This window comes from Halalkalibacter flavus, from assembly GCF_036663575.1.
Lineage (GTDB): Bacteria > Bacillota > Bacilli > Bacillales > Bacillaceae_D > Halalkalibacter > Halalkalibacter flavus.
This window is the reverse complement of record NZ_JAWRVK010000072.1, coordinates 1-11,613: the sequence shown is the minus strand read 5'-3', so window position 1 is coordinate 11,613 and position 11,613 is coordinate 1. Positions and strand designations below refer to the sequence as shown.

General features: G+C 35.5%; 9 protein-coding genes and 1 tRNA gene. 9 read left to right on the top strand and 1 reads right to left on the bottom strand.

All coding sequences use genetic code 11. The annotated features are described in order from the left end of the window. The first annotated feature begins 390 nt into the window (after window positions 1–390). From SAY88_RS23705 to SAY88_RS23680, 6 genes are all read left to right on the top strand, one after another. Window positions 391–915 (top strand): DUF2179 domain-containing protein, encoded by a 525-nt coding sequence (locus SAY88_RS23705; protein ID WP_332634843.1) that lies wholly within the window; start codon window positions 391–393, stop codon window positions 913–915. Window positions 916–1,116: 201 nt separating this feature from the next. After that, on the top strand, window positions 1,117–2,421 hold the full coding sequence (locus tag SAY88_RS23700; RefSeq protein ID WP_332634842.1) for a putative bifunctional diguanylate cyclase/phosphodiesterase: 1,305 nt from the start codon (window positions 1,117–1,119) through the stop codon (window positions 2,419–2,421). Between the two features lie 457 nt (window positions 2,422–2,878). Next, window positions 2,879–4,165, top strand: a complete 1,287-nt coding sequence (locus SAY88_RS23695; protein WP_332634840.1) for a DUF2254 domain-containing protein — start codon at window positions 2,879–2,881, stop codon at window positions 4,163–4,165. 169 nt (window positions 4,166–4,334) lie between these two features. Beyond that, window positions 4,335–4,838 (top strand): MarR family winged helix-turn-helix transcriptional regulator, encoded by a 504-nt coding sequence (locus SAY88_RS23690; RefSeq protein ID WP_332634838.1) that lies wholly within the window; start codon window positions 4,335–4,337, stop codon window positions 4,836–4,838. Between the two features lie 204 nt (window positions 4,839–5,042). Continuing rightward, window positions 5,043–5,519 carry a CBO0543 family protein gene (locus tag SAY88_RS23685; RefSeq protein ID WP_332634836.1) on the top strand — a complete coding sequence of 159 codons (477 nt, stop codon included), beginning with the start codon at window positions 5,043–5,045 and terminating at the stop codon, window positions 5,517–5,519. A 145-nt stretch (window positions 5,520–5,664) separates the two neighbouring features. After that, entirely contained in the window at window positions 5,665–7,482 is a 1,818-nt protein-coding gene (locus SAY88_RS23680) for a LysM peptidoglycan-binding domain-containing protein (RefSeq protein ID WP_332634834.1), read from the top strand. 128 nt (window positions 7,483–7,610) lie between these two features. On the opposite strand, the gene SAY88_RS23675 is transcribed toward SAY88_RS23680, so the two are convergent. Next, on the bottom strand, window positions 7,611–9,482 hold the full coding sequence (locus tag SAY88_RS23675) for an ATP-binding protein (protein ID WP_332634832.1): 1,872 nt from the start codon (window positions 9,480–9,482) through the stop codon (window positions 7,611–7,613). A 209-nt stretch (window positions 9,483–9,691) separates the two neighbouring features. Between SAY88_RS23675 and SAY88_RS23670 the strand changes: the two genes are divergently transcribed. The 3 genes from SAY88_RS23670 (at window position 9,692) to SAY88_RS23660 (ending at window position 11,613) form a co-directional block, all read left to right on the top strand. Then, entirely contained in the window at window positions 9,692–10,435 is a 744-nt protein-coding gene (locus tag SAY88_RS23670; protein WP_332634830.1) for a LytR/AlgR family response regulator transcription factor, read from the top strand. Between the two features lie 204 nt (window positions 10,436–10,639). After that, window positions 10,640–11,014 (top strand): ANTAR domain-containing protein, encoded by a 375-nt coding sequence (locus SAY88_RS23665; RefSeq protein WP_332634828.1) that lies wholly within the window; start codon window positions 10,640–10,642, stop codon window positions 11,012–11,014. A gap of 523 nt (window positions 11,015–11,537) precedes the next feature. Continuing rightward, window positions 11,538–11,613, top strand: a tRNA-Ala gene (locus tag SAY88_RS23660).

The following is an 11,613-nucleotide window of genomic DNA, read 5'->3' as shown; positions in this document are numbered from 1 at the left end:
CGCCGTATACGGAACCGTATGTACGGTGGTGTGAGAGGGGCGGAAAGTTACTTAACTTTCCCCTCTACTCGATTGTACTAGTAAATCTATATTTTTTAAAAGGTGAAATGAAAAGATTAGAGAGTTTTATTTTTTATTTCCTCTTTAAATAAAAGGGTGAAGCTATGTTTTGTGATCTTATGATTAATGGTTTTGTGTTTTTGTAAGAAACAAAAGACTGTTAATTACTGTTTTTAAAGTGAAACACCTATGCCAACAACTTATGTACTCACCTGAGTATGGTTGGTGTTTTTTTTAGGGGAATCAGTATTAAATGCCAGCTAATAAAATTATATTTTAGGAAAGTCTTTTTTTTTGGTATTGGTAGTGGAACCAAAAGGAGGGGAGAACTTGAAGGAGATTTTATTAATTTTAATGCTTCAGTTAGTTTACGTCCCCATCTTTACACTCAGAACGATTTTTGTCGTGAAAGGAATGAGTGTTATTGCAGCGCAGCTTGCTGTGTTAGAAGGTTTGGTTTATGTATTTGGCTTATCCATTGTTTTATCTGGGAATCCATCTACGATTGCGATGGTTGTTTATGCTGTTGGCTTTGGTGTAGGAATTTTACTGGGGGCATATGTGGAAAGGAAATTAGCAATTGGCTATACTTCTTTAATTGTAAATTTAGAGAAGAAAAATGAAGAGTTGATTTCGTTTTTACGAAATGAAGGATTTGGTGTTACTGTGTTTGAAGGGGAAGGAAAAGATAGTAAGCGTTACCAACTTGAGCTGTTAACAAAAAGAAGTCGAGAAGATGAACTTATTTTATTAATAGAAGAATATGAACCGAAAGCTTTTATTATCTCTTATGAGCCAAGAAGATTTAAAGGAGGTTTCCTTGTAAAAGCAATGAAAAGAACGAGAAGAAAGTGATTGAAAAGAGAACTAATGTGAGCAACTTGAAAAAAAATAACAGACAAAACAGAGTGAACTTTAAAGATCGACTTTCACCTTTTCAATTCACCCTGCTTTCTTTTTTTGTGGCTAGTTTATGATAAAAGCTTGTCATAATAGGGACAAAGTGATTACATAGAACTATAATGAAAATAACGACTGGTAAAATGGGATGATTACATGGAAAAACAAAAGCCCTTAGATAAAATGGGATTAATAGATGAAATAACAGGTTTTCCAACGGAATGTTTGCTATACGATCGGTTATATATGAACTTGGCTTACTGTGATCGTTTTAAAACAGCTACAGCTGTTTGTTACGTTAGATTGTCTCAGCCTAATGTCGAAACAAATGTTCTTAGTTTTTTATGTAAACAGGTAGCCGAACGTTTAAAAACAAGTATAAGGGATATAGATACCGCTTCATTTTTATCCGAGACAGACATTGTCATTTTACTAACCGATGTAACAGAACATGAATGTAACTTAATTGTTGAAAGAATTATTGGTACTTTGTCCGGAGCATATACGTATAGCAATCATCAATTTATATTAGAAACGAGCATAGGGGTCTGTATATATCCTTATGATTATAAGAATAGTGATGATTTGATAATGGTAGCAAAATCTCAAATGTACGAAGCTTTGGAACTTGGAGTGAACAAGTACAAATTATATAAAGGGAAAATTAACGAGTCTGCTTATCGAAAGATGGTGATTGAAGTTGATTTGCCTCATGCTTTAAGAGACGGTAGTTTTTATATTGAATATCAACCACAAGTGGGGAGGAAGGAAAGGAAAGTAATAGGGGTAGAGACTTTGATACGGTGGAAGCATTCGAAGCTAGGTATTATCAAACCTGGTGAATTCCTCCCTTTAGCTGAAAAAATAGGACTGGCCTATGATATTTTCATTTGGGTTTTTAAAGAAGTCTGTCATCATGTAAAACAAATGGCGCCTGACAATCAGGATATTTACTTTTCCGTAAATCTATCTGTTAATCAGCTTTTAATGGAGAACTTTGAAAGGATCGTCTCAGAAATCATTAATGAAGCAAAAATCAATGAGTCACATTTTATTTTTGAGGTTACAGAGAATATTCGTATTTATAATCGAGAAGATGTCCAAACAAAATTACAGTTTTTACGGAACAGAGGTTGTCAAATTGCGTTAGATGATTTTGGGAATGGGTATTTTTCTTTTTCTGACTTTGTCGACCTGCCAATTGATCATATTAAATTGGATAAAAGGTTTATTACTAGTTTAATGAAAAATAATAAATTAACGAGCGTCATTATTCCAATTAGACAGATGGCCCATAACCTTGGATTTAAGCTCGTTGTTGAAGGGATTGAAGATGAAGGACAATTTGCCGATTGGGAAAAATTGGGTGTGGATATCTTTCAGGGGTATTTTTTTAGTGAACCGGTGACATTTGATAAGTTGGATCTAGTTATTTCTAGATTAAATAAAACTCTTAATTAATGAATTCATCTAAAACATTGTTTACTGGGGGTTTGACCTTTTGAGACACCCCCGAAGCAATGAGCGGAGTCGCTACATCTTTTAAAAGCCTTGAGAGGAGTGGGGTTCTCCTCTCAAGGCGCGTAGCGAACGGAGCCATTGCCACCTCTGTTTTGACCTTTTAGGACAGCCCCAATTTTTTTATGTGAACCGATCAAAAAATTTTCACAAAAAAAGACGCCCAGTAGGACGTCTTTTTTGCGTATTGCTGCGAGAGACAGCACTCCACATTGTGCATTGCCTAAAAAGGCGCGTCAATCTCGTCTTATGCAAATTAGCTCATCGCTAGATTAGTATATCATTGTTTCTGATGAAAGAGAAGCTGATTTATTCTCCAGTTTTTACTAAGTAACTATGATAACTTCTCAAAATTTGGATATAGTAAGGGCATAATCTTAATGAAAGAGGTGGGGGTTCTTTGTTTTATAACCTAATTTTGAAGGTTAAAAAGAACATTTGGTTACTTCCGAGTGCCTATTGTTTGGTTGCTTCTTTACTTGCAATGATCGTTATTTGGTTAGATACGGTTCATGGGCAGAAAATTGAAACGGCGATACCACCGACTTTATTAATTAGTGTTGATTTGGCCCAGAATATATTAGGAATTCTTGCTGCTGCTTTGTTAACGATGATTGCGATTACGTTTTCGACCATTATGGTTGTGTTAACTACCTATTCGTCACAGTTTTCCCCGAGAACGCTTTCTGATTTCGTAACAAATCAAGTAACTATGAGGGTTCTTGGAGTTTATATGGGTGGATTCGTGTATTCCATTCTTGCGTTACTTTTTATGCGAGAAGATTTGGAGTATGAGGTGATGGCTGGGACAATTGGAGTGTTAATTTCCATTGTTTGCTTAGCTTTTTTTGCCTATTTTATTCATCATGTGGCAACATCGATTCAAGTTAATAAATTAATTAGCGAGCTGACGCGTCAGACATTAAAGACATCTCATGAGCGCTTAAAATCAAAAGTAAAAGGACAAGTCGTTACGATAACTAACGAAAAGCCTGATATATCATTAGAGAATTACATGGTTGAGGAAGTCAAGAGTAGAACGTTTGGCTATATTCAGCTAATCGAGTATAACCATTTATATAAACTAGCAAAAAAACATGATCTTGTAATTGAAATTATCCCACCAATTGGTACGTTTGTGACAACGAACAAAGTATTGTTTAATCTGTATTATAAAGGGGAGAAGCCAAGTGAAAACATCCATAAGTTCATTGAGTTAGGGAATGAACGGACGATCTTACAGGATGTCGATTTCGGCGTGCAGAAAATTGTCGAGGTCACACTCCGCGCATTATCACCAGGGATTAATGATCCTAATACAGCGATAGATGGTATTTTGCATATAGGAAAGCTTCTAGGCACAGCATGTAAGCATGATGGCAGCTATATTCTTTACTCGGATTCTAAACGAGTCAGAGTGTTTTCCTCTAAGATAACAATAGACGAGCTGTTGTACGCAACTTTTTATCAAATTTGTCATTACGGACGTGATGATACGTCTATTATGCTTGCTACATATGAAGCGCTTATTATGATAGCAGAAGAAAATGATGAGCTCATGAAGAAGAAAATTTGGGAATTTAGCAGGTATTTATACAAAAGTTTTAATAAAGAGGTGTGTCAAGAGTTAGACTTACAATATTTGAATGAAAAGATAGCGGATCTACGTGAGATCACGGTTGGCTAGAAGGATTAGGGTCAATATGAATAGTGAAAATAGCCTAACATTTTGGGCTGTTTTTTCTTTTCATACTAACACGTTATACACTAGTAAGAGTTTAAAATGAAGTGTTTTGGAAATAATTGTATTTATTAGATCGTTTTATGGATGCTCGTTTCTGGTAGGGGGGAGATAGATGAACAAATGGAACGAACAATTTGCAAATAGTTATTCACTATTTGCGCTGATACGGGGGCTTAATTTTGAAATTGAAAAGGACATACGAAGACAAGTAGAAAAAAGAAAGTTGACGTTCCCTGGTTTTCGTATTCTTTGGATTTTATATTTTGATTCAAACTTAAGAATGTCAGATATTACCTATTTAGCTCAAACCAACATCTCGAATATATTTAGGCAATTAATAAAATTAAAAGAATCAGGTTTAGTTGTCGTCAATAGTGGAAATGATGCACGAACGAAAGAAGTTGCTTTAACAGAAGAAGGACGAAAAGTTGTTAAAGACTTTATAGATGATAATGTTGCGAACTCAGATTTACAAATTGTTCATCTTGTTGATAGGATATCAAAGGAGGATCAATCTAAACTGATGGAGGTTTTAACATTAATGAGTAATGAATTAGTCGGAGAGCAATTCAGTGAATTTGTTGTTAAATCATCATCTGATATTAAGTTTAACTAATGCTGTCACATCTAGTTTTAGATCTTGAGATAAATAATAAATGATTAAGTTGAGGGTTCTAGAAGATCCTCAACTTTTTTATTTGCAATCGCAAATACTTTTGTCGATCTGTGTCATAATATGACTAAGTTAATACTAAACAGAAATAAATTTAATCTAGAGCTGCTTCATTCGTAATGTCCCATAAAGGAGGCTGTTTATAAAATGTCTAATAAAAAAAAAGAAGATTCAATAGTTGCTGCATCATGCATGATTATAATGTTTCTCATATTTAGATATGTTCCTCGTCATAAAATGAGGGAAGCTCATGTGTCCTTTTTATTTCAACAGGTTATGACGTGGTTTTTTGGATTGTTAGTTGTAGAGAAAGGATTAATTAAGTACCCATATCGTTCTTTTTTTAAGAAATCAAACAAAACAAGTTTTGCTTTTGAGTTCTTTATTTATCCAGCGATCACTATTCTTTTTAATCTCTATTATCCAGAAAAAAGAAGCTATATAAGTAAGGCTATCTATGTTTTTAGTTATAGTGGTGTAATTACCTTAATAGAAACCTTCACAGAGAAATACACAGATCTAATAGAGTACAAAAAATGGAATCGATACTGGAGTTTTATTACCTTGTCATGTACATATTATGCATCGAGACTTTATTATAGGTGGTTTTTTTCAAGAGATTAAGAGCGTGGGATACATAATAAAGTTGCACTTTTATCTTTTGGAAGAATCTTTGGTTGCTCAGGCGAATAGCTATAGGCATACGCTATGAATTGAACGTATTTTCCTTGAGTAATTGAAAAAGGTTTTTCATTCGGAGGGGGTAATAATGCAAGTTTTTTACACAGTTCGTCCTGGGGATACACTGTATAATATTGCTAGGCGGTGGGAGCTTCCGGTTGCATCTCTGATTGCCGCAAATAATCTAAGTCCACCGTATGTGATTTATGTGGGACAGCAGCTTTCTGTTCCTCCTGGGGTGAATGTGGTTCGAGTAAAGCCTGGGGATTCGGTTTTTGCTATTTCGCAATTTTTCGGTGTTCCTCAAAAAGTAATTATCGAAGCGAACCGTCTTCTTCCTCCTTATCACATTCTAGTCGGCCAATTGTTAACTGTTCCTCCAGGTAACCCCTTTTATATCGTTCAACCTGGCGATACTTTGTTCCAGATTGCTAGGAGATTTAATATCGTTACCGAAGGAAGAAGTAATTATGAATTGGTTAGGCTGGTGAATCAACTCCCGAGTTATGATTTATTTCCAGGGATGAGGTTGATCATTCCTTATGCGCCACTTGGAGATCTGGGAATGATTGCCTACGTAACGAATCGTAGGGGAGGATTTGATCTGTGGGTATATAACCCCCGTGATGGTGCCAGTTTACAGCTTACCAACGGGATAGGAGCATCGTTTTCTACACCTTATTGGTCACCAGATAGTCGAAAAATCGCTTTTGTTGGAGTAGGTGGAGTGATTTATGTTGTAGATTTGCTCGGAGCAGGAATTGCTCGAATCGATCAGGTTGAGACTGGTGTTTTATTAAATTGGTCACCAGATAGTCAAAAACTCGTTTATACAAAGCAGAATGAGATTGTTTTGTACGATGTGATTAATCATCAAGCTGAAAGAATAGCTGAGCCTGGTGTGACTGATGCTCAGTGGTTTCCAAGCGGAATGGAGTTACTTTTTCAAGCACTTGATCAAGAAGGATTCAGTCAGCTTTTTCGAATGCGAACGGATGGAACGGAAAGAAGGCAAATTACTGAAAACACGGGAGGCCGGCTCAATTATGTTCGCCTTTCCCCTGATGGAATGCATGCACTGTATACGACACCTGGAGTTAGCATCTCCATTATTTTTACAGTTGACCTTACAACTGGCAGTGTGAGTGAAGTAAGGGGAGGGCCACTTGCGAAGAACTATTTCCCAACATGGTCTCCTGATTCATTAACGATTGCATACAGTGCAACGGCATTTGAGGATCGCGGCTATTTTTCTCTTATTCGAACATCGGGAAGGCGAGGGGAGGACGACCAAACGAGAGCCATCTCCAATTGTTTTGCTACGCCTTTTACTTGGTCTCAAGATAGTAGGAAAGTGGTTTATCTTTCAGGTTGTTTTAACCAAGAGATGGCCAGTGAAATGTGGGTAGTCGACGTATTCCATCCTGTTCCTATTAAGCTGGTAGAAGGAGCTAGTATTGCATCGATCCAATGGTCGCCTGCATCTGCGCCAATTCCTTCTGCAAAAAAGACATATGTGAATGATATTTATAAGATTCACTTGCAATATCCAGCCGATTGGCGAAGAGTAGATGATGTTCGATATGAAGGACCAGATGGTTTCTTCCAGGTTTCTGCGTTATTCTCAGAGGAACCGATTCATCAAGTGTGTAAAAACGAAGCGTTTCATCAACTAGCCCCATATGGTTCAGATCCTCGAATCTTCCATACACAAATTCAAAATCAAGATGCGTGCTTTATTTATCCATCAGACGATCAACCTACTGAGATGAGAGGGCAAGCTGCTTTGATTGTGCGGTATCCAATGACGATACAAATTGAAGGAGCAAATTACAATTACTTTGTGTTGTGGGTGGATAAGGGGAATATAGGTGAAATTGGTTCGACATTGGGCTTCTTGATGTAAAGTGTATTTTAGGTAGTGAAGGAGAAGAGTGAAATTAAATATAAGGTCTGTTAGATGTCAACTTAGTTAAGGAGGGTTGCTCGCAAGTTCTTAAACTTGGGCAACCTTTTATAGTTTACTAGTTTATCTTAACTACTATTTCGCAAAACTAAATCCCGTAGCTTCTCTAAATGAACGGGCTTTGTTAAATAGCTTTGGCAGCCTTTTTCTAATGATAGATCAATAGTTGACTCGAGCGCTTCGGCACTAATAACGATTACAGGAATCGATTTTGTCAGTGGGTGGCATTTTAAATTGTCTAACACCTCTAGTCCATTCATATCTGGTAAGTGGAGATCTAATAGGATTAATTCAGGCTGAACCTCAATTGCTTTATGATACCCAGATTTACCTGTCACTTCACTGTAAAGTTCGACTTCTGTAATGATGTGTAACATTGAAGACATTAAGTCAACATTATCTAGGTTATCTTCAATATAAAGGATCTTCATTTTAGGTGTTACTGGAAGTGAGCTTGTGGCGATAGAAGATTCATAAACATCTGTTGTTTCTTTTTTTGCAACAAATCCTTTAAATGAAACCCAAAAGGTTGAACCGATTCCTTCTTTACTTATGACACCGTAAGTGCCATCCATTTTTGTCGTAAGCTGCGCGACAATAGCAAGTCCAATTCCTGTTCCTTTCCATTTACTCATTGTCTTTTTGCTTCGATAAAAAGGTTCAAAAATAAGGGTAAGCTCATTACTAGGAATGCCAATCCCTGTATCTTCTACATTGATAATTACTTGATCTTTAACGCTGTCATGATCTAAAGATATAGATATGTGACCATTTGTTTGCGTATATTTGACCGCATTCGTAATCAAATTAGTTAGTACTTGAGTTAATCGTAGACGATCGGCTTCGATATACATGTGGTCGTCGATATCATCTACTTTAATGATTTGATTCGAATGGGTGATATCGAAAATAGATTTAATGCATTGGTCGATAAAGCTTCTTGCATGAATGAATTCTTTGTTGATGCTTACTTTTCCAGCCTCAATGGCAGAAAAATCAAGAATTTCTTCAATTAACTTTAATAAATTGTTAGATGCATCGTATATTTTTTGGATATTTAACTGAAAACGCGGATCGTTCGTCTCTAAAAGTGATATTTGTGAGTAGCCTTGAATGATGTTCAAGGGTGTCCGTAAGTCATGACTCATCTGTGATAGGAACGTCGTTTTCATTGCATTTGCTTTTTCTGCATTTCTTTTTGCTATGCGAAGGTCTTGCTCTCTTTCTTTTTGACTAGCTTGCTCTTTCACTAATTGTTGATTTCTTCTCTTTAATTCTTGGTTTTCCATTTCGATCTTTTGTAGCTTTAATTGTTCGGTAGGAGAGATATTTACTACATACTTCTTATTGTAAAAAGGAGATTTCTCAATTCTTTCATCGACCATAAAATATCCATGTACTTTAAGCATTTCATTTTGTATATAGGAAGGAGTTTCAAGTGCATTATACGCACAAACGGATATAACTTTTTCACTATTTAAAAATTCATCACAGGAGCATTCGTACTTTCTCAATTCAGAAACGAGAGCGTTTTGCGCTAACACTTGTCCCCAGATCCGTGTCGTTCGATGTTGTTTGACTGCGGGTTTTAAAAGCTTAACAAGGTTCTCATAGCTGTGATCAGCTTGAAATTGATTGTTCGTTGAATAGTGTTTAGAATGACAAATGTATGTTATTTGTTTTAGAGTGTTTTCTGAATATCCTTCTAGTAACAGGTTATTGTTGATCTGATCGAAAAACGTTTGATCTTCAAATAGAACAATTCGGTGCCCTTTATTAAGCCCCTCCATAATGTAGGAGGTGGCATTCTGTACATATGATGAATGTGCATTAAACATATATAGGATATGTGCGCCATTTTCTATCACGCTACTATTAGTGAGTTCTATTAAAGGTGAAGGTTCAGTTAAGTCAACAGATGTATATTCATTACGTTCCATAAATAAGTCATCCTCCGTAGATACCAGTCTTTTCTAGTTCCATATCAGTCATTGTTCCTATAACATATAAAATAGGAAAATCGATAATTTGTAAATGGAGATTCGTGAGTTGGCTAAATTTACTAGGAGTATTTTGTATAACTATTCGTTTTAGATTATGGTAGCGGTAACATAGTATAAAAAAATAAGGTAAGTGGGAAGAGGTTATTATGAGGACATATAATATAGCTATTGTTGAGGATCATAAAGATTCTAGAGAGATCATCAATCGATTTATTAGCTACTTGCCGAATATGGAAGTGGTCTACCAAGGACAGGACGGTCTAGAATTACTAGAATTTATTTTGGACCGAGAACATATGGTAGATATTGTTCTTGTTGATATAAACATGCCGAGATTAAATGGTATGGAAGCAACTAAACTCTGTAAACAAAACAAGCCTAATCTTAAAGTCATTTTTATTACAGGATATGAGGAATATGCAGTCGAGGCATTTGCTGTATCTGCCGTTGATTATGTCGTTAAGCCTATTTCTCAGCAGCGGTTATATGAAGCTCTCCAGAAGGCAGTTAATTTAATTACTTTGGAAGAAGAGCGGGTGAATATTCCTGTCAATTACTCTCTAGATACGAATAAGCTTATAATAAAGAAAGGTCGTGCAACCTTTTATCTTCCTATAGAATTAATTTACTTTATTGAGAAGACAGGGAAACAAACGACTATACATACTAAAAATGGTGTTTATGAGACGAGTGAGTCTTTAGACTCTATTGAAAAAGAATTAAATCGCTCTTCCTTCTTCCGTACCCATCGTTCATATCTTGTTAACCTTAGCCATGTTCTTAGTATTGAAACGTATGGTAAGACTTATATAGCCCATTTTGCTAATTATCATGAATCTGCTTATATATCAAAATTGAAAATAAGTGAAGTACAAAAGCTTATTCAATAGTGTTTGTAGTTAGAAAGACCTGCAAGTAAGCGGGCCTTTAATTTGTACTGAAAAGGAAATAATAGAGGTTGGATAGGAGTAACTTTGTCTTGAGGGGGGAGAAAAGAAGCTTAGAAGGGTATTGGCTACAATAGACATTCACTGTAACGTTTCGATAAACTTGTTACCTGTATAATACGGAAAATTAATAGGTGGTTAATCGAGATGAAAGCAAAAAAAATACTTGTATTTCAAGAGTATCAAAGTTTAAATGTATTAATAGAAGCTATCCTTTCTGAAGAAGGGTATGAAAATGTTTATACTATTGAAAATTCGAATTATGTAATAGCTGCATATCATGATATTCAGCCAGATGTGTTCTTTTGTGAAATCGATTTAGACTATCAATTGGAGATGTTTATAGATTTAATTCTTAGCGAAGATAGAGAAGAAGTGCTGTCTAAATTAGTTTGCATTATTAGCAATGGAAACATTGAAATGGAAAAAGCCACTCAGAGACTTGGAGTAGAAAATTTTCTTAAAAAGCCTGGCTTTGTTATTAAGGATATTATGGATATGGTTAATAATAGGTCGAAGTGATTTGATACTAACATGTTGAGCATTTGTTTAGGTCCTTACTTTAAATCATCATCACATTAATTTTTTCTTTTTTATAGCTAAGTTAAATATTTAAAACGTCAATTGTCTTTTTGGGGATTATAAATTGATAAATTAAGAATGGGTGAGTTAGATCTTTTTTCTTTATTTAAGTAAACTTAGAGTATTTTGTTCTTTGTTAATTGTTATTGAAAAAACGTTATTGTTTTTTTTATTAATGGAGATGTTGTGATTATATTTTATTTGTGGTAAATTAATAAACCTAATCGGCAAAAAAAATCATCACAAAAAAATCAAATTATGTGTTGCGTAGAATCGTAAGACATGATATATTATTTCTTGTCGCTATGACGATGCGGTTGCGAGGATTTGGATGCAACTGTTGCAATGGTTTGTTAGCAGTTGAATTAATGAAAAGAATAATTCGACGTTTTAAGAGGGAAGTCGCAAAAAAACAATTGCGCGGAATTTTGTTTTGTGTTATAGTGTTAATTGTTATCTGATTGGGGCCTTAGCTCAGCTGGGAGAGCGCCTGCCTTGCACGCAGGAGGTCAGCGGTTCGATCCCGCTAGGCTCCACCA